This window comes from Mariniblastus fucicola (assembly GCF_008087665.1).
GTDB lineage: Bacteria > Planctomycetota > Planctomycetia > Pirellulales > Pirellulaceae > Mariniblastus > Mariniblastus fucicola.
Map to the genome: position 1 here is coordinate 2710096 of NZ_CP042912.1, position 21917 is coordinate 2732012.

The window sequence follows — 21917 nt, forward strand, 5'->3', positions numbered from 1 at the left end:
AACGTCCGCGTTAACCGAGCGGACCAAGAAATGTGAATTAGTGAAAATGGAGTCGGATATAATGGGAGCCTGCGACCATCCGGCGACAAAACGACCGCGAAGGCCTCTCCGCTTCGGTTCAACGCATTGTTATCCACGCGTGCGGCCCCAGTGTTTTCAATTCTAGCGACCTGCCCCGGCGAAGTCGAGCATGTCGTCCGCATGGTTCGAGCACGCTAATTGCACTTCAGAGCGATTCTGCGGATGAGTAACGCCGTCGATCGGATTGGCTTTGCCAATGCGTGCTGCTTTTACGCCTGCATCGCTCAGTTGTCGAATGACTCCGCGCAAGGGTTGCATGTCATCACGCTGCCAACCGCATTTTCTCGCATGTCACGAGCATGTCACGAGCATGTCACGAGCATGTCACGAGCATGTCACGAGCATGTCACGAGCATGTCACGAGCATGTCAACGCAAGATAGTTCCGCTGGATAACGTCCGCGTTAACCGAGCGGACCTGAAAACGTAAATTAGTGAAAATGGAGTCGGATACAATGGGAGCTTGCGACCATCCGGCGACTTGCCAACCACGAAGCCATCTCCGCTTCGGTTCAACGCTTTGTTATCCTGCAACGGGCCGGAGCCGTGCTCCAATTCTAACGAGTCGGCCAATCGAAGTCGAGCATGTTCTGCCACATGATTCGAGCATGTCGACCGCATGTCGGAGCGAACTTGACCAAACCAAAGTGCTGCGATCGGATTTGTACTGCAGGTGCTTGCTGCCATTGTGTCCATAACCGCCTTCGAGCATGTCCGTTGCAATGGCCGCATGCCTTTGTGCTGCTGACCGCAATTCGTTGCATGCCACCAGCATGTCGGCGCGCGATAGCTCCGCAGGATAACGTCCGCGTTAACCGAGCGGACCACGAAATTTGAATTAGTGAAAATGGAGTCGGATACAATGGGAGCCTGCGACCATCCGGCGACAAGCCAACCGTGACGACCTCTCCGCTTCGGTTCAACGCATTGTTATCCAGACTGCGGGGTGTTTTGCTGTCCGCTGCCCTAACGGTCGAGTCGTTTGAAATCGAACAGGCACACACCAACGGTTTTGACGGTAACCTTAGAGAAACGACCAGGGCAATTCGGGGCGCCCTCCAAGCAAGTATCCGCCAAAGGTCCACAGTGTAGCAGACGCAATCAGGAAAACGAGAATCCTACGCAAGCCAAATTTGAAACCAAATCTGCAATCCCGACTTCCGCAAAACACGATTCCGATCAACGTAATCTGGACGCCTCCAATCGCAGCGATTACAAGTGGGCTCAAATCGATGCTAATTGGGCCGGGCAGTACCATCGCTTTGAATGTCTTCCGTCTGGATAACGTCCGCGTTAACCGAGCGGACCGAGAAATGTGAATTTGTTAAAATGGAGTCGGATATAATGGGAGCCTGCGACCATCCGGCGACAAACCAACCACGAAGACCTCTCCGCTTCGGTTCAACGCTTTGTTATCCAGCGTCAAGCCGAGCCTGTGTCTTGCGTGTTGAATTGTAGACGATCGAATAGGCAAATGATGCGGCAAGCGAAGGCGGAAACAAAAACAAGGCGCAATAATAGAGCAACAACATCCAGCCCAACGACGGATTCAATTTAATTAGGTCTGGCAAGAACCAGATCAGAGCGGACCCGACGACCAACAATAGCCCGTGAATGATAGTCGCCATCGAGACAGAACCATTTGATAACCCGCACAGCGCGGGAGCAATGCCAAATGCAAGAAGTGGCATGAGGATGGGCAGAGATGACATGCAGATCGCTAAATAGATCCCTAGGCCGACAGGGTTGTCAATCTCGTACAGAGTCGACATGACTGCGATTGTGGAAAAGAACCACAAAGGCACAAGCACTAGTGCAGATAATGCGCAAGTGAATGCAGGAATCCACGAGCGTTCACGTATTGTTTCACCAAGCAACCTGGGGGATGTGCCGTGTGGATTCGCCATGTGCCAAGCTGGATAACGTCCGCGTTAACCGAGCGGACCAAGAAAAGTAAATTAGTGAAAGTGGAGTCGGATACAATGGGAGCCTGCGACCATCCGGCGATTGGCCAACCACGCAGCCATCTCCGCTTCGGTTCAACGCATTGTTATCCGCGTGTACATCCCCAGCGTTCTTCAATTCTAGCGACCTGCCCCAGCGAAGTCGAGCACGTCGTCCGCATGATTCGAGCATGTTAATTGCACGTCAGAGCGAGTTTGCGGATGAATGACGCCTTCGATCGGATTGACTTTGCCAATGCGTGCTGCCTTTGCGCCTGCATTCGCCCAGTTCTCGAATATGTCCGCGCAAAGGCCGCATGTCATCACGCTGCCAACTGCATTCTCTCGCATGCCACGAGCATATCGGCGCAAGATAGTTCCGCTGGATAACGGCCGCGATCACCGAGTCCGGACGAAAGATCTTCCATTTCAAAACCACGCGCAAGCCGGACTTCGCGTGCATCGCATTGTTATCACGCGATTGCGTCAGTATTGCAGGTCGCGAAATTTATCAGTGTACATTTGTTGATGTGGCATTTGTGCATCAGCCCACGATGACGGAAATTCGTATTCGTCCAATGTGATTTCTTTTATCGCAGTGCGAACCTGTAACGCACATTTTTCTGGCGGAACGCGCCCGACACCAGTTCCCAACCCTGGAAAAGCCACAGATTTTACGCCATCCGAGATTTGTTCGCCCTCTAATGCGCCGCTGGGAAATTCGCCATGCTTTATTAGCAGGAGTACGGCACGAGCGGCTAGGTATGGATTGACGGTATCTGCAAGTATCATTGGAACCCGCATTGTCGGTGCCGCAATCAGATAGGGGATATTGGAGTGGTTAGTTTCCACTATGTCAGCGTTGCCAACGAGTAGTTCTCCGTGGTGAAGATGTTTGATTTGGTTTTGTAGCTGTTGTTTGCGATAGCCCAAGACTGGCGGACTCCGGCGGAAGATACGAGAATCCGCTTTGGAGGAAGCAATGTCAAGCAATGGAAAACGCACACGCCGGACTTTTTCAGAAGAGTTCAAGCGTGATGCGGTCAATCTGATCGTCAGTGAGGGCTACTCGTTTCGAGCCGCCGCTGAAGCCGTCAATGTCAACGAGAACAGCCTTCGCAACTGGCATAGAAAGTATGCTCCGGAGCCTGAACCTTGCGGTCCCGAGGCATCGCTGCAACAGGTTCTTGAAGAGAACAAACGCCTTCGCAAGCAGCTGAAGCGTGCGGAACTGGAACGTGAAATCCTAAAAAAGGCGACGGCGTACTTCGCGAAGGAGTCGCAGTGAAGTACGCGTGGATCAAACAACATCGCGACCAGTATTCCATCACGCTGATGTGTGAAATCTTCGGTGTCAGCAAGAGCGGCTACTACGATTCGATTGATCGGCCCGAGAGTAAACGTGCGGTTCGTTCTCGCGCGATTCGCGAATCTGTGAAACAGGTCTACGAAGAATCAGGGCAGATCTACGGCAGCTACAAGATCGCTGAGGAACTTGCTAACGACGCTCAACTGGAAACGGCTTGTCGCAACACGGTAGCGACAGCCATGCGAGAAATGGGGCTTAAAAGCTGTGTTTCGCGACAGTTCAAACCAACGACGACCAAGTCAGACCCTGACAAAAAGCCTGCTGAGAATCTTCTCTCCCAGGAGTTTGATGCCGAGGCTCCGAATCGCAAGTGGGTGGCAGACATCACTTACTTGCCGACGGTCGGTGGTTGGGTTTACCTCGCAGTAGTGCTGGACCTGTTCAGCCGCAAAGTTGTCGGTTGGCAGATGAGCGATCGATTGACGACACCGATCGTTACCGAAGCCTTGAGGAAAGCGATTGAATCCAGACGGCCAGAGTCCGGAACGCTGCTTCATCACAGCGACCGAGGCTGTCAGTACACCAGCGACGCGTTTCAGGGAATTCTTCGCACGCTGAACATTCAGTGCTCGATGAGCCGAACAGGATGCTGTTACGACAATGCCGTCATGGAGCGCTTCTTCTGGTCGCTGAAGCACGAATGGACGAAGCATCGTCGCTACGGAAACCTTGAAGAGGCTCGCATCAGCGTCTTCAAATACATCGAGGCGTTTTACAACTCGAAGAGAATTCATCAAACTCTGGGATACCAGACGCCCGAAGAATTCGAAAGAAACTATCGTGCAGCTTTAGCTGCTTAACATGAAACCGGAGTCCGCCGGTCTTGGGCTATCGCAGTTGGACATTCCAGCCGAAGTGTTGGCTGTAGACCATGTCGATTCCGCCATCCATAAAACCGAAACTGTTGGCCGGGCTGACAACAGCATCGACATTCAAGTCAAGAATGTTGCCACGATGAACCTCCACGCCGCTCAAATCGACGCAGTAGGTTTCCCATGCTTTAGCGAGTGGTTCGTCAATTGAGCAGAGAATGATTCGCATTGGTTGAGTTAAGCGTGATAACGTCCGCGTTAACCGAGCGGACCTAAAAATGTAATTTAGTGAAACTGGAGTCGGATACAATGGGAGCCTGCGACCATCCGACGACAAGCCAACCGCAAAGGCCTCTCCGCTTCGGTTCAACGCATTGTTATCCGCGTGTGCGGCCCCAGCGTTCTTCAATTCTGGCGACCTGCCCCGGCGAAGTCGAGCACGTCGCCCGCATAATTCGATCCTGCTGATTGCACGTCGGCAGCGAGCTTGCGGGTGAATGACGCCTTTGATCGGACCGAATTGGGCAATGCTTGCTGCCCTTAATGTTCGTCGCCATGCTGATCGAGCATGTCGAATGCAATGGCCGCATTTCGTCACGATGCCAACCGCATTTCATTGCATGTCACGATCATGTCGACGCAAGATAGCTCCGCTGGATAACGGTTGGGATCACCGGGACGCGAGTGAAAATGTAAACTTGAGTGAAGCGAATGATACAATGCGAGGCACGAGCATCATTCGCGGAACGCACGTCCCCATAGCGTCATTTCGCGGCTCCGTGTGCATCCCTTTGTTATCCCGCGATCAGCCCTTAATTCCGGTCCAAGTGTGATTTAAGCCATGCAGAGGCTTCATCAGGCGAATTGCATTGTAGCAAATTTTCAAACTGGCGATCCGTTAAGTATTCCGTCGTTACTTCCGCCGTTGGAAGCACTAGCAAGAGGCAGTTGTTGTTTTTGACGGTGAATGAAGATGACACGTGTGCGATCAAGGGAGTTAATGATTCAGTAATTTCACTCGGTGTTAAATCTGGATACAGGAGCACTGTTTTGTCTGAATCACCAAGTCGAAATGCTTGTCTATCAACAATATCCCATTTCATTTTGACGTCGAACATTGAATCATCAATATCAGTAGGCTTCGGGGCGTTTTCAACGATTTGTCGAATTGTCGGCAGTTGCGTGCCATTATCGGCGTACCGCAATTCGTTGATTTCAAGAGAAATGGGAAGCAGCGCTGCTCGTTCACATTCGCGCTGGTGAACATAAGCCACACCGTTCAAGTATGGATGCGCAAACGAATAGGCGACCACTCCGGCTACGACAACGGCAACGATTACCAGTCGCTTCATTTGCGTTTACTCAAGCGGGATAACGTCCGCGTTAACCGAGCGGACCTGAAAATGTAAATTAGTGAAACTGGAGTCGGATACAATGGGAGGTACGACCATCCGGCGACTAGCCGACCACGAAGCCATCTCCGCTTCGGTTCAACGCTTTGTTATCCGCGAGTGCCGCCCCAGCGTTCCCTAATTCTAGCGACCTGCCCCAGCGAAGTCGAGCACGTCGTCCGCATGATTAGAGCATGTCAGTTGCATGTCAGAGCGAGGTTGTGGATGAATGACGTTCGTGATTAGCTTGGTTTTGCAAATGCTTGCTACCTTTATGCCTACATTCGATTAGTTGTCGAGCGCGTTCGCACAAAGGCCGCATGTCATCACGCTGCCAACCGCATTTCATCGCATGTCACGAGCATGTCGACGCGAGATAGTTCCGCTGGATAACGTCCGCGTTAACCGAGCGGACCTGAAAATGTAAATTAGTGAAACTGGAGTCGGATATAATGGGAGCCTGCGACCATCCGGCGACAAGCCAACTGGGACGGCCTCTCCGCTTCGGTTCAACGCTTTGTTATCCACCTTTGCGGAGTGAAGCCCTGCTTTTTCTCATTCGTGATCCGGAAGGATACAGAATGCCAAGCGGCATTGCAAACTCAGCATTCGGATGCCGCTTGAATCTCTTGGCTGCTGATAGCAATAGAGTGAAAGTCGCAACCCCAAACGGCAACAACATGAAGCCCATCCTCACATCGCGAACGAAAGCGAGTATGGCGGCCGAAATTGTTAACGCGACGAGTGTTGATACGATAAGTCGAAGAGTGTCGCGAGAAAAAGCGTACGTGTTTTTCGGCATACGATACAAATGTGAGCTCGAACCAAGTTTCAAATGCGGCAAAACCACAGCAGAGCCCATCGCTGGAACGGTCCCCGCAACTGAAATCAAACTTAGATCAAGCGATAAGACTTCGGCTGGAACTGCCAAGCCGCAGAATACGTGGGCGGCGGCAAGCATCAACGTTGTGGGAATCCATAAGAGTCTTTTGTCGTGATACAAAGTCTCGTCGCGTAGGTACGGTGCAGGTGGATAACGCCCGCGTTAACCGAGACGCGGGATAAAGGTATGTAGTGAGTGGAGCGGATGATAAAATTGGCGTTAGCCAATCATCCGCGGAACGATCTTCGCACAGCGGAAAACGCGGCTTCGGTTCAACGCTTTGTTATCCCGCGTCCTGCGTCAGTCTGGCGTCAGGGACAACCGGATTCCATAAACCTTGCGATTTGGGTCAGTCATTTCGAGACCATTGTTTTCGTGGTCGTTGTTAGCAGACATGCAAGTTATATCGTACGAAGGCGAGACTTGCCATGTAAGAAAGTCGACCATGTTCATTCCGCTTGTACGGAAATTGCTCAGTTTGGATTCATCCAATTTGAGTTTGCGGAACACGTCGGCGCGGGGGTGTGACTCTCCAGCAGGAACGACGTCAAGTATTGGATTGTTCGAATCGATTTCGCCATGGAGTGCTTTGATGTCGTGTTGCGTCAAAGATTCGACAAAAGCATCAGAGTGCAGGTTTGCATCAGATGTTTGCATTGGTGCTTGATTGCTCGTTACGGATTCTTCATGTGTCGTTGAGGTAGCAGAATCGCTAGTGGGTTTTGAGCTTTGTTGCGTGCACCCGAGGCAAAGCAATGCCATTAAAATGATTGTGAGTTTGCTCATGACTAAAGCTGGATAACGTCCGCGTTAACCGAGACGCGGGTGAAAGGTATGTAGTGAGTGGAGCGGATGGTAAAATGCGAGGCACGAGCAACCATCCGCGGAATGATGTTGGCTCAGCGTAAAACGCGGCTTCGGTTCAACGCTTTGTTATCCGGCGAATAGCGTTCCGAGCTCGGTTTCGATCGAGGACGCATTGCCAGTGAGTTTGCATTATTGCTCGCCATCGAAGGAAATGCAAACACAGCATTTGCTCGTCGGCGCGACGATCATTGAATCGTTTTGAGCGTTCAGTTTCTCAGACGGTGAAACGGCAAAATGCACATCGTAGCGCGTTGCCGCATGTCGACGCAACGATCGTTGAACTGGTTTGAGTTGCCAATCCGTTTTGTCCAAGCCAAACAGAATGCACGTCGGCGCGCGTTCGAGTTTGACGAACTACCAAAACGCTTTCGATCGAGTGCGACTTCGAACGTGTAAGGTCTACACTCAAGCCGCCATCTGCGAAACCAATTCGATAAAGCTTCCGCAGGATAACGCCCGCGTTAACCGAGGCGTCGAAAAGGTTTGAGTTCGTGAAAACAGGAGTCGGATACAATGGGAGCTTGCGACCATCCGGCGACTGGCCAACCCTAGCGAAATGGACGCTTCGGTTCAACGCTTTGTTATCCAGCAGTCGAGTGAATTGCTTTCCATTCTTCATGCGTTAACCGGTATTTGGTCAATCGATGTCGACCGAATGTCCGCAGCCAATTGTTGAGCCTCTCGCGAAGTGTGGGGGATTCCGCGACAAACCCCAGTTTATCAAGAACGCGTCTGCAACGCGAATTCGATTCAAAGCACATCGCGACGAATTGAACAGGTTTTTCGCACTCAAATTTTTGATTCAGAAAGATTCGAACAGCGTAAGGCGCAATACCCTTACCCCATTCTTCCGGAACAATGTTCCATCCGAGTGATATCGTGACGCCGTCAGGAGTAGACTGATTTAACGTTTCGCTAATGTGCCCGCCAAACTCACCATCGATCAGAACTGTCCAACATCTAAAAGCAGGTTCTGACTGATCTGCAAACGCCAGTGAAACCTCGACGTAAAGTTCGGGATACTCTCGCCACGAAGGTTGGTATTGCATGTCCCGCAATCTGGTGTCGGACCGCAGTTGGTAGATTAAGCCAGCCTCTTCCTGTTGAGATGGCCGAATCGAGATGTTCATTGCATGCAAACTCAAGCTGGATAACAAGTGTTATACAGAAGTTCTTCTGCATAATCTTTGAAGAAACGTTAACAAACTTCTGCATAACGCGGAAGCACGAACCACTTTGTATCGGTTTTTTCTGAGCGAGTCAAATTCAGCTCCACGTTATACAGAAGCCTTGGCTCCGCGTTATCCAACCCGATGGATAACGCCGATACTTGCCCAGTTTAAACTGCCCAAATGACCGCAGGTTTCGTCAGCAGGAATCCTGTCCAGTGACTTGAAACCGGTTACGGGCAGGTTTGGTCTGCACTTCATTGGACGGGCTCCAGGGATTCAAGTCTGTAACCGGTGAATGATCCTGTGGACCGGTTTGAGATCGCAGTACGACTTCCAATGTCGCAGAGCGGGCAAGTTTCCTGATCGTTCGATTCGGGGTTGTCTGGTGCGAAGCAAAGTTGTCGTATGACAAACGAACTTTGCGCCACCACGAAGCTTTATCTTTCTGGCATAGAGTCCCTGTGTACTGTAACCGCGCGGCTTCGCGCTATGACAAAGCCAAATTAACTCACGACGAAACGGCTCCGTCGTGAGTTTTAAATGCTCGATCAAGTACATAGCCGTTTAAACAAATGACGAAGCGGCTAAAACATTCGTCGAAGCGGTTATAACAAATGACGAAGCGCCTTCATCCAATGACGAAGCGGCTTGATCGTAGCGGTTCAAACCCTTTTTCGGCAACTTCTAACATCGAATCTGGCACAACCGGACGATCGAAGAATGTTTGCCCTCGTGACGCCGCAACAAACATCACGCTGCTTCAAGTCTGATGTGGCTAACGTCGAAATCGCTTTTCGAAGGCGGACACTTTGTTGCCTTTGCGATTGCTCTTATGCCGCAACATTGCGGTTTCGTGCCAGAACGCCAGTTGGGCGAGGTTGGGGTAGCGGTCGCTGCGTACAATCCTTCAACTAACGAAAGAATTGGGATGAACCGAAGCTATCTTCCAACGACCCTTCACGGGTTCAATGACTTCTGCCGTGATTTCTCCAACGAGATCAGCAAAGATCCAACCGAGTACGGCTTGACCGCAGACGATGCAGCGGAATACGCGGCGCTGCAAACCGCGTTTGAAACTTCTTTTGATGCTTCTGTCAGTCCGATGACGCGGACGCCCTACATCGTTGCGACCGTGCGTGATCTGCGCAGTGAGTTGACGACGTTGACGCGGCGGTTGGTAGATTTGTGTCAGGCCGCAGCGAACATGACGGATGCCAAGCGGAGAGCGCTGGGGATCACGGTTCGCAAAAGCCCGACTCAGCATCCAGTTCCGCAGTCGTGGCCGATAATCGAAGTTCGTTCACAGCGATTGAACACGGTAAAGTTTCAACTGCGTGATGTGGTACAGCGCGGCGGTCGCACTCGCAAACCTGCCGGCGTGAGCGGCGCGATTGTCTACACGTTTCTTGGTGATCACCCGCCGACTGAGCTGAGCGACTGGGCGTTGTGGGGCACGTCCAGCAAAACGACTTGCGAGGTCGCGATGCCGCAGTCGACTCCGTTTGGCGCGGTGCTATGGGTGGCTGCTGCGTGGCTGAATACTCGTCTGGAAAGCGGCCCCGTGGGCGATCCCATTTCGACTCGACTGGGCGGCGGTTTGGTGCAGACCAGCGATGGGGAATCGGAGACGGTCGAGACGGTGTGAGCTGAGTTTGGATAGCGGGATGTGTTTCGGGTCGCAGTGCGTTTGACGCATTGCGGCTTTTTTGTTGTGGGAGGAGTTGCCCGCGAATGACGCGAATGGAATCGGGACGCTGAAAAGGTCTTGGCGTGCTCCCCAAAGGTTGTTCCATGTGATATGAGAGTCTACAGAGCCTAATTGGCAAGGAGACTTTTATGACGAAGAAGAGACGAAAACGGCATACTCCGGAGCAGATCGTGAGGAAGCTTCGGGATGCCGATGCGATGCTTAACAGCGGCAAGGAACTTGCTGCTGTTTTGCAGGCCCTTGAGATTAGCGAGGCGACTTATCAACGCTGGCGGAACCAGTACGGCGGCATGAAGGCCAGTGAGGCGAAGCGGCTGAAGGAACTTGAGGACGAAAACCGCAAGCTGAAAGAGATCGTTGCTGACCAACAGCTTGACATCAAGATGCTCAAACATCTTCAAGAGGGAAACTGGTAAGCCCTGAGCGGAGACGCGCCGCGGTGAACGAATTGCAAAGTACGTTCGCCGTTTCTCAGCGCAGGGCCTGTCGAGCGGTCGACCAACCGCGGCAAACGCAACGCTACCAAGCGAAAGTTCGCGACGACGAACCAGCCTTGGTGGAAGACATCCTGAAACTCGTAGGTGAGTACCCTCGCTACGGATACCGTTTGATCTGTGGCAAGCTTCGTCAGCTTGGCTGGACGATCAATCCGAAACGAGTGTATCGAATCTGGAAACAGGAAGGACTGAAAGTACCCGTGAAAAAGCGAAAGAAACGCCGCCTCGGCAACAAAAACAATTCGGCCCAACGGCATGCAGCGGAACACATCAATCACGTCTGGAGCTGGGATTTCATCTTCGACCGCACCGCTTCGGGTAAGCAACTCAAATGGCTGGTGATTATCGACGAGTTCACCCGCGAGAATCTCTGCCTAAAAGTTGGCTACGGATTCAAAAGCGAAGATGTGATTGAATGCCTTGTCGCGATCTCTGCTGAGCGTGGACTTCCGAAGTTCATTCGCAGCGACAATGGCCCTGAGTTCATCGCCGAGCCGCTACGAGAATGGTTGACCAAACTCGATGTTGGAACACTTTACATTGAACCCGGCAGTCCATGGCAGAACGCTTTCACTGAGAGCTTTAACAGTCGTCTCCGCGATGAGTTTCTGTCGCTGGAAGTCTTCGACAATCTCACTGCAGCCAAGCGACTGACAGCCCAATGGAGATCCAGTTACAACGATCATCGCCCACACAGTTCCCTTGGCTACATGACCCCATCGCAATTCGCCCGGCAGTGTTCTGCCTCAGTCGCTAGCGCTCCTTCGACAGAACACTGCCGGAAGGATCAAGAAATCAACGCAGAATTTAACCAACCCGTACTCTCATAACTGCTGGTACAGAAAATGGGGGCAGTTCAGTCTCAAGGACGCTGACAAGGTCTCAAGTACCGATAACTGATCCGACGCCGCAAAACGCGATTCGAAATCAACTGAAACGCCAGTGAACTATTTTCCCGCATGTGGAATGTAGCCATGATCTGAGGGTCCGTTGATGAAGCCTTCGAAGTCGAGGCTCTGCCCATCTGCAGCATGTTTTTGATGCCCAACCACTGGCGTTTCGTCGTGCAGCCTAACGTTGACAATCAGGTCAGCGAGTTCTTTCGGCGACTTAAGGTCACTCACACAATGCGCTGGCACTCGCACTGCCAAACCAGCGGCACCGGACATCTCTATCAGGGACGATTCAAGTCCTTCCCGGTTCAGGACGACCGGCATCTGTTGCGGGTGATGCGCTACGTGGAACGCAATGCTTTGCGAGCTAACCTCGTGGAATTGGCAGAAGAATGGAAGTGCAAGATGCTGGAGGTGCTTGGCTCGAGAATCAGGAAACATTTGTGACCAATTCATTGGCAATTGGCTACCAGCACAACCAAACTTCGACTAGGACAAGCCGTAGCTGATATCGAGTTCAAAGAAGACTGTCCTTTGGCGAGCGAGCACGAAATCTGCTTTATGAACATTGCTTCATACTTGCTCGCATCGCCTGCCGGCCCACACGCAAACCGGCGGTGACGTTAAACTGCTGCTATCACGACACAGACTCAGGCTGTTTGAAACCTGATATTGTGTAACGATATTGGAAGCCATTGACTTCATCTGCAAAGGAATGCCGCATGCACCACAAGATTTTCGTGCTGGACACCAATGTTATTCTTCACGATGCAAGATGCATCGATCACTTCGATGAACATGACGTGGTGATTCCGATCACCGTGCTTGAAGAAATCGACAAATTCAAACGCGGCAACGAAGACATTCACTTTCAGGCCCGGCGATTCATGCGGCACCTCGACGAGCTGACCGACTCGGTGCTGGATGTGGAAGGCGTGCCTCGCGGCGAAGGGTTGGGAAATCTTCGAATCGTTTTGACGCCGCACATCGACAGTCATATTGAGTCCGCGTTTATTAGCGACGTTCCTGACCATCGAATTCTCAACACGGCTTACCTCTTGCAGCAGGAACATCCGCAGCAAAAAGTTGTGTTGGTTTCCAAAGACATCAATTTGCGGATGAAGGCCAAGTCGGTCGGTCTGGTCGCTGAAGATTATGAAGCGGACAAGATTCGCGACTTCGAAGGATTGTATACCGGCAAACGTCTGATCGAAGGAATCACGACCGAAGAAATTGAGCCGTTCTTTGACGGCATCGGTCTGGTCGAAAAAGATTTGGTCAAAAGCGTCGAGGCTCCGATAGCGAATGAGAATTTCATTTTGCGAAACGGTTCCAAGTCGGCGTTGGCGACTTATCTTTCAGATGAACGCAGCTACCGGCGAGTCAACAAAGTTTCGGCTTACGGAATCCAGCCTCGCAACGCGGAACAGACTTTCGCGCTAAGAGCGTTGCTTGATCCGAACCTGAATCTCGTGACCGTGACGGGCAAAGCTGGAACGGGCAAGACGCTGTTGGCTCTTGCGGCGGCTCTCGAAACAAAACCGAAGTATCGACAGATCATGCTGGCCCGTCCGATCGTGCCGTTATCGAATCAGGATTTGGGTTTCCTGCCTGGCGACATTCAAGCCAAGCTTGATCCATACATGCAACCGCTGTTTGACAACCTGAATGTGATTCGCCACCAGTTTGGTCGCAACGAACAGAACGCGACACGGATTGAAGAGATGCTGGAGGAAGAGCAACTGGTGATCACGCCGCTGTCTTACATTCGCGGACGAAGTTTGCAGAAAATGTTCTTCATCATCGACGAAGCCCAGAACCTGACGCCGCATGAAGTAAAGACGATCATTACGCGAGCAGGCGAAGGGACGAAGATTGTGTTGACGGGTGATCTGAACCAAATCGACCAGCCGTATCTCGATTCGATGTCCAATGGCCTGAGTCATCTGATCAATCGAATGACCGGGCAATCGATTTATGCTCACGTGACACTGGAAAAAGGCGAGCGATCTCCGCTGGCGGATTTGGCCAGCGAGTTGTTGTAGCGGTCCGCAGTTCGGCACCGCGGAGCAGGTATCTGCGGTGCCCTCAGAATCCTGTCACAGCTTCATGACTTTCCGCTGCGTTTCGATCTCTTCCAGCGAATACAGTTTGCCGACGCCGCTGCCTTTACAACCCTCACAGGTCTCCGCCCACGTTTCCTCGGACTTGAGATTGCTATCCCAGAACGGCCACGTCTTGCACTGTCTTGGTCGAGCACCGTAAACGTTACAATTGCGGTTCGCACCGTCGAAGAAAACGCAGTCACCGTTTGGAAACTCTTTCAGGCTTTTGCGAATCCCGATCTTGCGAACGAAGTATTCCTCGAACTCTTCGACTTCCATTTCGGTCGCCTTGGCAAGCGCCTCGATTTCTTCCTTGTTGACCCATACGAATCCCGGAGCACCGGTGCAGCAGTCGCCGCAGCCAGAACATTTGAATTTCAAGCCATCTTTGTACCAGAGTTCTTCAGTTGGTTTCTTGGCCACGTCTTTTCCGTAATTTTGAGTTTGGTGTGCTTCGATTATCGACTCGTTGGCGTTTTTGGGTAGGGCCAATGTCAAGATACAACGTTTAACGATTGCGTAACGGTCGGGAAAACTCGTCGCATGATTCCCATTTTTCCAAACCGGTTATCGAAATCGATTGGTACCGAAATCCTGGTACGATCGGTCATGACCTTCCGATGGATCAGATGAGTCGTTTCCTGTTCTGTCGTAGACTGTCAAAAGCAAAGTATTTCGATGAAGAAAATTTCGATCACGTTTCTGCTACTTGTCGCGTTTCCAATCCAATTGTTCGCTCAGGACAACCAACCCTCAGCAACAAAGACTGAAGGAGTAAACAATTACTTCATCATCGGTCCAATGCAAATCGACGACAACATGGCGCGGCACATCATTTCGTCGACGCAAAAATCGAATCGCAAGCAAACCGCTGCGTCGCAAGACCTGCCTGTCGTGGAGACTTTTCCGCAGGTTTCGAAGACTCCGGTCGCGGCCAACGAGTCAACTCCTGCGATTCAGCAGGCAACCAAGTTGCAGGTTGTAAAGGAAGTGATTCAGGAAATGGAAATCGCTCCCGAAGTTGTGCCGCAAGTTCCCGAAACGATCAACGACGTGACTCGTCCACTTCCGTCAGCACTTGACCCAGCTCAGCCGATTGTCGAATCGGAAACGGCTCCTCGTCAGTTCGAGCCCGTTTTCCGCCAGGATTCTTCGGTACAGCCAGAACGTGCTTCACTGGATCATATGCGAATGTCGCAGCCAGCCAATTCGTGGGATGAGAAACCGAGCACGATTCGAAACGTTGGTGATCATTTTTCTGCCGGTGGCGAACCGTTCGCGTTTCGCGGCCCTGGCGGTCACCCGAACTTCTTCGGCGTTGATCGTCACTCTTGTTGCGACGAGTGGGCGGGTTTGTGTAACTGCAGCGGTGGGTTGAAAAACAACCCTGGCCATCTTGGGATGCCTTGGGTACGTAGCAAGGAAAACTGCGATACCGCAACGAAGGTTTTAGGCAACCGTCGAGTGCGAAAACCAGCCAATACTTGTGGCTGTGCTGAGTGCTGCAAGTAGCAAACAAGGCAACAGAGTTAGTGTACGCCGGTTGAGAAGTGCTGAGTTCGGAGTGCTGAGACCAAAGCTGGGAGTTCCAACTTCGAAAGCTTTGGGCAGCAGGAACTCCGCACGTTCTCACCTCCTCGTCTGGCGGAAACTGATCTCCGATTGCCGGCAGTCCTCTGGCGACCGGCGGTCAAAATTTAAGCAAACGCTTCGATTCGTTCAGCAGAAACTCATGATCCATAAACGGCTCATAGCTGATATCCTGCCATCGGACTCGCCCCTGCTTATCGATCAGAAACGTACCGTGCAGAGCGAGCGATTCAAAGTCATCGTGAGCCCGGAAGGCCTTAAAGACTTCCAGCGAAGCATCCGATGCCAACCGGATCGGAAGTTCGCCGTCGTAGCTCTCCATTGACTTGCTCAAATCTTCATGGCTGTCACTGCTTATCGCAATCATCTTGATCCCTGCATCTTCAAAGTCTTTGGCTCGCGGGCCGAAGGCTTGAAGTTGTTCGGCGCAATGCAGACAGCCGTGGCCAAGATAAAAAATCACCAACACGTTTTCACCCGCGTAGCTTTGCGAAGAAGCGACCTCATTATTTGCGTCGACGACTTCCCAACGCGGTGCCGCTGGCGGCGTCCAGTGAACGGGACCAAGTGAATCGAGCGGCGGACGAAAATGCGTGTCGGCTTTCTGAATTCCGCTGTCAACGATCCAATCCGAGTCAGCTTTGATAGCGGAGGTGAGCGAATCCAGTCGAGAAAAAACTTCGACCGAACGATCGGCGCCGATGGCGACCGTTTTCAGTTCTTCAAAACGCAGTTTTGCTTCCTCGAGTTCGCCGGCTTTGAACAGACACCACGTCAGCCGAGCCAACGGAATGCTTTGATGCTTACGCTTTTCGACCTGCTTACGTAAAGCCTCAAGCCCACCCTCTGTTTCTCCGCCGCGAAAATTCAGCTCTGCAAGCCACGCCTCATCTTCGCCCTTGGTCTCGCTCAGCAGCTTTTCGGCCGCAGCAAAATCGTTTCCCGCAACCGACTGATAGCCTTCGATGGCTTTGAGAGCCTGCTCAATCGTTTTCAAACGCTTGGCCAATTTCTCAGCCTCTTTCTTGGCAGACTTGTACTCCTCGCCCAGCTTCTTTTTGTCCACTTTGACAACTTTTACATCATCTTGGGAGTCATCCTCCGAATCAACTTTTGACTCATCCGACTTTTTCTCACCGCCGGACTTTTTCGGTTTGGATTCCAACTGCGATTTCAGGCTCGCGACCAACGATTTGGCTTCGTCCGAATCCTTCTTCGTTTCCGCCATCAATTCGTCCAGCGACGACACGAATTGTTTCTGTTGCTCGGACTGACCGGTGATAGCCGCAAAGCAGCCTTGCAATCGCCATGCGTTAATGTCTTGATCGATATCAAGATTCGAAAAGCAACCGCGATCGATGACGTCCGCGAGTTTGTCGTACATTTGGAACTCACGCAGCACCTGAGTTAGCCGCTTTTGCCCATAGACCGCACTGCCAGATCGATCGATTCCGAAAGCGTTGTACTTTGGATGCCGCGGAAGTTCGACAAGGTTTATCGCGAGGCTGAGCGCATCGGTGGCTCGGCCGAGGAACACATAGTTCCGCGTCAGCCATTCGTTGTTGTGAGCGTAGTTGTGGATCTCATCGGGAATAACATGGTCGGTGATCATATGCCGATGGTCAGTCCGCGCGGAAGCTTCCTGATAGTAGATGGCATCGTCGTAGCGATTGAGCCGCGAAAAAATGTGACCGGGCATGTGCCACATGTGCGCGATCGATGGCGACGACAAACCGCACATCCCAGCGGACTCGACCGACAGTTCTGGCTTGCGACGATCCCACAAGTGAATGCGATAGTGGTGCGCCGGATGCATCGGATTGGCTGCGAAGATCTCTTTCAGCAACGACTCGGCAGCGACGTAGCTTCCAATCGGCCAGCCGGCACGCGAGTTGTACCAGATGCGATGCACGACCAGAGCTTTCGCTTCGACGTCGTCCGGATTTGAGATCACGATGTCTTCGAGGTCTTTCAGATAGCGAGCTGCGCGATCCTTGCGGCTGGAACTGCTGACAAGCTCGTACTCGGCTTCCTGTTTTTTCTTTTCGCCGTCGTTCTCGACTTCCTTTTCCTTCTCATCCTTCGATTGTTTCTTCGGCTTTTTTTTCTCGCCGTGAAAGTAGCGATGTAGCGCTTTGATGTACTGCTTCTCTCTTTCGGAAACGTTGTCGATTCGATCGAGTGCTTCCTGCGCAAATCCCGCAGCCCGTTCTGGTTTCTCGAACGTCGCCAACGCCGCGCCCCAATACGCCATCGCGCAATCAGGATCGATCATGGCGACCTGACGAAACGAGCGTTCGGCTTCGAGATCCCAAAAACCATGCAGCTGGCCCACGCCCTGATTAAAGAACCGCTGTGCGTCATCGGAATCAGTCGTGATATCGAAATGAACTTTCCCGGTGCCACCGAGGAGCCTCGCGGATTGCCGAGCCCCTTCGTTGAAGGCACTGCCGTGAAAAGAGTGACCGGCGAGAACTTCCGCCAAGGGATCATCTGGCGAGGTTGTGTCTTGAGCCACCGAAAGACCGGGCCAGCCATTGAGCAGAAACGCGTAGGCCAGCAAGATACATAGTATTCCGACAGGCGACTTGAATTCGCGAGCCTGGAATTGACGAGTCTGTTTTGTTTCAGGTTTCAATGGAAACTTCCCTTACGCCCATCTAAAGTGAAAATCGAGCCAAACAAAAGGATCGACTTCCAAAAACCGCCGATTGGCATTCTAATCCGCGATGTTTCAGATGACGATCTGCAAAAACCATCACACCATTTTTCACACACAAAAAACTGATGTCCACCACGAATAACTGGACCCCCGGAAGCTGGCAACAAAAAGTCGTTCTGCAGCAGCCCAACTATCTTGACGGCGATCAACTGCAGAACGCGTTACAAAGACTCGCGAAGCTGCCTCCGCTCGTTACCAGTTGGGAAATCGAAAGCCTCAAGAATCAGATTGGCGATGCTGCAGAAGGTAAGGCTTTCTTACTCCAGGCCGGCGATTGTTCGGAAAGCCTGGACGATTGTGACAATGATTCGATTGTTCGTAATCTCAAAGTTCTGATGCAAATGAGCTTTGTTTTGATCTACGGCGGTATGAAGAAAGTCGTCCGCGTCGGTCGCGTCGCGGGTCAATATGCCAAGCCACGTTCCAACGATACGGAAACTCGCGATGGCGTGACGCTGGAAGTATATCGTGGCGACCTTGTGAATCGTTCTGCGTTTACGGAATCGGATCGAAAACCGGATCCCGAGTTGCTGCTGCGTGGCTATGAGCGTGCGGCGTTGACATTGAACTTTATCCGTGCACTTTGCGCTGGCGGTTTCGCTGACCTTCACCACCCGGAAAACTGGTCGCTGGATTTTGCATCCGACACAGTCCAGGCCGACAAATACTCGCGAATGGTGGACTCGATTACAGACGCGTTGAAGTTCATGGAAGTCGTTCGCGGTGCTGAGTTTCGTGCCAGCGGTTCGGTTGACGTGTTCACGTCGCACGAAGGCCTGCACCTGAACTACGAGCAAGCTCAGACGCGCCGCGTGCCACGCCGAGAGGGCTGGTACAATATGAGCACGCATTTTCCTTGGATCGGTTACCGAACGCGTGACGTCAACGGGGCTCATGTCGAGTACTTTCGTGGTATCTCGAATCCGATCGGCATCAAAGTCGGCCCCAAGTTTGAGCCGGACGAGCTGGTGAACTTGATCCAGTCGCTCAATCCGGACGACGAGCGCGGTCGTATCACTTTGATTCACCGCTATGGCGTCGATGAAGTCGCGAACCGGCTTCCTGTGATTTTGAAAGCGGTTACTGATGCGGGGCTTCGCGTGTTGCACACTTGCGATCCGATGCACGGGAACACGTTTTCTACGAACTCTGGGATCAAGACGCGTAGCTTTGACAAGATTGCGGAAGAAGTTCAGCAGCAGTTCCGCATCCACCGCGAGCATGGCACAATTCTGGGCGGAGTGCATCTTGAGATGACCGGGGACAATGTGACCGAGTGTATCGGTGGTCAGTCTCAAATTGGTGAACCTGATCTGGTTAAGGCTTATAAGAGTGCGGTCGATCCGCGTTTGAACTATGATCAGGCGATGGAATTGGCTTTCCTCATTGCGGATCAGCTCAAGGCTGGCCACAATGGGTAAATAGTTTCTCATTGCCCAAGAGCGTTATGAAATCTACATCCCGACAAACTGATTCGACTGCGGAGTTGGTCGAAGCCTGTGAGGAGATGTTGGGTTATCATTTTCAGAACAAAACGCTGATTTCGGAAGCGATTACGCATTCTTCGTTTGCCGACAAGCGAGTGAACTCGTACGAGCGGCTGGAGTTTCTGGGCGATTCGATTCTCGGTTTCACCGTTTGCGAATACCTGTTCCATCGTTATCCGAATTGGCTCGAAGGCGACCTGACAAAAGTCAAATCTAACGTCGTCAGCCGTCAGACTTGCGCTCGCATCGGGCTGGAGATGGGGATTGACCGCATTCTGGTCGTCGGCAAGGGCGTCGGAACGCTCGGCCGAGTCCCTTCTTCGTTGGTCGCGAACGCGTTTGAGTCGATCGTTGGCGCGATTTATCTCGACGGTGGCGTCGAAGCGGTCCGTGATTTCCTGATGCCGTTGATTGAACGACATGTCGACGCAGCGGTGGCCGGTCGACTTGAGATTAATTACAAGAGCGAGCTACAGCAGTATTCGCAAAAGCGTTTTAGCGTTCCGCCCAATTATCGAGTCGTCGATGACCGCGGGCCGGACCACGAAAAGGAGTTTCTGATCGCTGCGGTCGTGCACAAGCAGACGTTTTCGCCGGCTTGGGGATCGAACAAGAAAGAGGCCGAGCAGCGTGCCGCCGCAAATGCTCTGGCGGAACTGGACGGAAACGAGCCGCCGTTCTTTGATGAGAAAAGTGAGTGATTCGAGTTGAGGTGTTGGCTCTCGGTTTGGTTCTGTTCAAACCAGAGCTTTCCGAACTCCGTCCCGAATCTTGCTGTGGCGTTCCCAAAACAACCACCGTCGCAAAAACGCGATCTTCGGCTATCATTGACGAGTCTGACGACTTAAAACGCTGGAATGATTGCCATGAACAAACTGGTCGTGCTCAACCACCCGCTGGTTGACTGTCACCTTACCGTGTTGCGAAACAGAAACACATCGCCCGCTGAGTTTCGCCAGTCGGTACGGCGACTTTCAATGCTGCTGGCTCACTCCGCAACTGCCGAGCTCTCGACGACCGATCTGCCGATCGAAACGCCGTTGCAACCGATGACAGGGAAGAAGCTGCTGAACCGTATCGGGTTGGTTCCAATCCTGCGAGCCGGCATTGGAATGGTCGAGCCAATGCTTGATCTGATCCCTACTTCCGAAGTCTGGCACCTTGGACTGTATCGAGACGAAGCGACCGCCAAACCGGTTTCGTACTACAGCAAGCTTCCTGAAAGCTCTCCCGTCGACGTGGCTTTCGTGCTCGACCCGATGCTGGCGACCGGAGGATCGGCTTCGATGGCTTGCCAGGCTCTGATTGATTGGGGCGTGCCGAGCATCAAAATGCTTTCGATCATCGCAGCCCCCGAAGGCATCGCCAAGTTTCAGAATGACTTCCCGCAAATCGAAGTCCACAGTTGCGTTGTCGACGAACGACTCAACGACGATTCGTACATCGTTCCTGGCCTCGGTGACGCTGGCGACCGCATTTTCAACACGCTTCATTCCTGAGCAAGGATCGCTCATGACTCAAGTTTTCGGTTGTCCCAACTGCCACAATTCGTTTCAGATTCCAGACGACCCAGCAGGTCAGGCTTTTCAATGCCCAACATGCAACGCGACTGTGGAAGTCCCCATCGTGGATGCGTCTCAGAACGAACCGCCTGCCATGGCGGACGAACCTGAAGTCTATCGCTGCCCGCACTGCAGTGGAGACTTCGGCATCGACGCGTCCATGTATGGGCAACAGCTCGCATGCCCGCATTGCGACCAGTTGGTTATGATTGGAAAATCGTCACAGGATGACGACTTGATTCCGGTTTTTCATCCGCAGCCTGAGGATGTGACCGACGAACCAGCTTCGACACAGTCGCCAGATCCGTCGGCTGACTCTGCAACGGAACCGCCGTCTCTTGCGTCGCGAAAGAAGCGTGGACCATCGTCGCTTTCCGAACAGGAACCAGCCGATCCCGCCGACCAAACAGAGCATGCGAAACCAGATGAGCCAGCTGAATCGCCCGAGCCCGCTGACCCGGTTTTCGAGCCTGCTGCTGTCGATCATTTGCTGCCACCGCGATTCGATGTCCCCGATCCAGTTCGCTTTCCGAGTCGATTGGGCTCGGAAGAAGTTATCCTTCCTGATGGAGCCGGCGGCTACCAATCGGTCGACGCAAACATTGTCACCATCACGCACAACGGCGAAGTTTATCAGCTCAAACGGCTCACACCGGAGCAACGCCGACGCCGAAAGCTGATCCACAACTCAATCGCCATCGTTGTGGCGGTCGTCCTGATCTACTTTACCCTACGGACGCTCGGAGTCCTGAGCTAGAGCACCCTTCGCGACGGATCGCGATGCTTTCCGCGATACGAAGGATCAGTTCAAGTGCGAATGATTGCTTTGTACAAAA

The 21917-nt window shown here is 52.4% G+C and carries 20 protein-coding genes and 1 pseudogene; 11 read left to right on the top strand and 10 right to left on the bottom strand.

The window, feature by feature from the left end:
• Window positions 1-1492: 1492 nt before the first annotated feature.
• The 3 genes from MFFC18_RS10050 to MFFC18_RS10060 all read right to left on the bottom strand — a co-directional run bounded on the left by MFFC18_RS10050 (window position 1493) and on the right by MFFC18_RS10060 (window position 2956).
• Window positions 1493-1852: a hypothetical protein gene (locus tag MFFC18_RS10050; protein WP_075082348.1), complete on the bottom strand. Its 360-nt coding sequence runs from the start codon at window positions 1850-1852 to the stop codon at window positions 1493-1495.
• Window positions 1853-2164: 312 nt separating this feature from the next.
• On the bottom strand, window positions 2165-2395 hold the full coding sequence (locus tag MFFC18_RS10055; RefSeq protein ID WP_148618789.1) for a hypothetical protein: 231 nt from the start codon (window positions 2393-2395) through the stop codon (window positions 2165-2167).
• Window positions 2396-2509: 114 nt separating this feature from the next.
• Window positions 2510-2956 carry a macro domain-containing protein gene (locus MFFC18_RS10060; protein ID WP_202907585.1) on the bottom strand — a complete coding sequence of 149 codons (447 nt, stop codon included), beginning with the start codon at window positions 2954-2956 and terminating at the stop codon, window positions 2510-2512.
• Between the two features lie 49 nt (window positions 2957-3005).
• Between MFFC18_RS10060 and MFFC18_RS10065 the strand changes: the two genes are divergently transcribed.
• Both MFFC18_RS10065 and MFFC18_RS10070 read left to right on the top strand, forming a co-directional pair.
• Window positions 3006-3311, top strand: coding sequence for a transposase (locus tag MFFC18_RS10065; RefSeq protein WP_068267815.1), 306 nt, complete (start codon window positions 3006-3008; stop codon window positions 3309-3311).
• Window positions 3308-4192, top strand: coding sequence for an IS3 family transposase (locus tag MFFC18_RS10070; RefSeq protein WP_084416835.1), 885 nt, complete (start codon window positions 3308-3310; stop codon window positions 4190-4192). Before MFFC18_RS10065 ends, MFFC18_RS10070 begins: the two co-directional genes overlap by 4 nt.
• A gap of 28 nt (window positions 4193-4220) precedes the next feature.
• Here MFFC18_RS10070 and MFFC18_RS10075 read toward each other — a convergent pair whose 3' ends face one another.
• From MFFC18_RS10075 to MFFC18_RS10090, 4 genes are all read right to left on the bottom strand, one after another.
• The gene (locus MFFC18_RS10075) at window positions 4221-4433 is read right to left on the bottom strand and encodes a macro domain-containing protein (protein ID WP_202907584.1); all 213 of its coding nucleotides are present in this window, start codon (window positions 4431-4433) and stop codon (window positions 4221-4223) included.
• Window positions 4434-5016: 583 nt separating this feature from the next.
• Window positions 5017-5556, bottom strand: a complete 540-nt coding sequence (locus MFFC18_RS10080) for a hypothetical protein (RefSeq protein WP_075081598.1) — start codon at window positions 5554-5556, stop codon at window positions 5017-5019.
• A gap of 1222 nt (window positions 5557-6778) precedes the next feature.
• Complete coding sequence (locus MFFC18_RS10085) at window positions 6779-7135, bottom strand: hypothetical protein (protein ID WP_075081596.1); 357 nt, start codon at window positions 7133-7135, stop codon at window positions 6779-6781.
• Window positions 7136-7926: 791 nt separating this feature from the next.
• The gene (locus tag MFFC18_RS10090) at window positions 7927-8475 is read right to left on the bottom strand and encodes a GNAT family N-acetyltransferase (protein WP_075081594.1); all 549 of its coding nucleotides are present in this window, start codon (window positions 8473-8475) and stop codon (window positions 7927-7929) included.
• A gap of 970 nt (window positions 8476-9445) precedes the next feature.
• Here MFFC18_RS10090 and MFFC18_RS10095 point away from each other — a divergent pair.
• Together MFFC18_RS10095 and MFFC18_RS10100 are read left to right on the top strand one after the other, a co-directional pair.
• Entirely contained in the window at window positions 9446-10162 is a 717-nt protein-coding gene (locus MFFC18_RS10095) for a hypothetical protein (protein ID WP_148618791.1), read from the top strand.
• A 191-nt stretch (window positions 10163-10353) separates the two neighbouring features.
• A pseudogene (locus MFFC18_RS10100) lies at window positions 10354-11444 on the top strand (IS3 family transposase); the annotation flags it as partial.
• A gap of 225 nt (window positions 11445-11669) precedes the next feature.
• Here the strand turns inward: MFFC18_RS10100 and MFFC18_RS25455 are convergent.
• Window positions 11670-11846, bottom strand: a complete 177-nt coding sequence (locus tag MFFC18_RS25455) for a hypothetical protein (protein WP_238381106.1) — start codon at window positions 11844-11846, stop codon at window positions 11670-11672.
• Here MFFC18_RS25455 and MFFC18_RS10105 point away from each other — a divergent pair.
• Both MFFC18_RS10105 and MFFC18_RS10110 read left to right on the top strand, forming a co-directional pair.
• Complete coding sequence (locus MFFC18_RS10105) at window positions 11763-12062, top strand: transposase (RefSeq protein ID WP_238381103.1); 300 nt, start codon at window positions 11763-11765, stop codon at window positions 12060-12062. The genes MFFC18_RS25455 and MFFC18_RS10105 overlap by 84 nt on opposite strands.
• Before the next feature lie 275 nt (window positions 12063-12337).
• Entirely contained in the window at window positions 12338-13660 is a 1323-nt protein-coding gene (locus MFFC18_RS10110) for a PhoH family protein (RefSeq protein WP_075081589.1), read from the top strand.
• A 54-nt stretch (window positions 13661-13714) separates the two neighbouring features.
• On the opposite strand, the gene MFFC18_RS10115 is transcribed toward MFFC18_RS10110, so the two are convergent.
• Window positions 13715-14143: a YkgJ family cysteine cluster protein gene (locus tag MFFC18_RS10115; RefSeq protein WP_075081624.1), complete on the bottom strand. Its 429-nt coding sequence runs from the start codon at window positions 14141-14143 to the stop codon at window positions 13715-13717.
• 255 nt (window positions 14144-14398) lie between these two features.
• Between MFFC18_RS10115 and MFFC18_RS10120 the strand changes: the two genes are divergently transcribed.
• Window positions 14399-15232 (top strand): hypothetical protein, encoded by an 834-nt coding sequence (locus MFFC18_RS10120; protein ID WP_075081588.1) that lies wholly within the window; start codon window positions 14399-14401, stop codon window positions 15230-15232.
• Between the two features lie 178 nt (window positions 15233-15410).
• On the opposite strand, the gene MFFC18_RS10125 is transcribed toward MFFC18_RS10120, so the two are convergent.
• Window positions 15411-17948: a peroxiredoxin family protein gene (locus MFFC18_RS10125; protein ID WP_075081587.1), complete on the bottom strand. Its 2538-nt coding sequence runs from the start codon at window positions 17946-17948 to the stop codon at window positions 15411-15413.
• A 149-nt stretch (window positions 17949-18097) separates the two neighbouring features.
• Between MFFC18_RS10125 and MFFC18_RS10130 the strand changes: the two genes are divergently transcribed.
• From MFFC18_RS10130 to MFFC18_RS10145, 4 genes are all read left to right on the top strand, one after another.
• Window positions 18098-19453, top strand: a complete 1356-nt coding sequence (locus MFFC18_RS10130) for a class II 3-deoxy-7-phosphoheptulonate synthase (RefSeq protein WP_075081586.1) — start codon at window positions 18098-18100, stop codon at window positions 19451-19453.
• 26 nt (window positions 19454-19479) lie between these two features.
• Window positions 19480-20220, top strand: a complete 741-nt coding sequence (gene rnc / locus MFFC18_RS10135) for a ribonuclease III (protein WP_075081585.1) — start codon at window positions 19480-19482, stop codon at window positions 20218-20220.
• 165 nt (window positions 20221-20385) lie between these two features.
• Window positions 20386-21018, top strand: coding sequence for a uracil phosphoribosyltransferase (gene upp / locus MFFC18_RS10140; RefSeq protein WP_075081623.1), 633 nt, complete (start codon window positions 20386-20388; stop codon window positions 21016-21018).
• A gap of 13 nt (window positions 21019-21031) precedes the next feature.
• A complete protein-coding gene (locus tag MFFC18_RS10145) occupies window positions 21032-21838 on the top strand; it encodes a hypothetical protein (protein ID WP_075081584.1) in 807 nt (268 codons plus the stop codon).
• The last annotated feature ends 79 nt before the right edge of the window (window positions 21839-21917 follow it).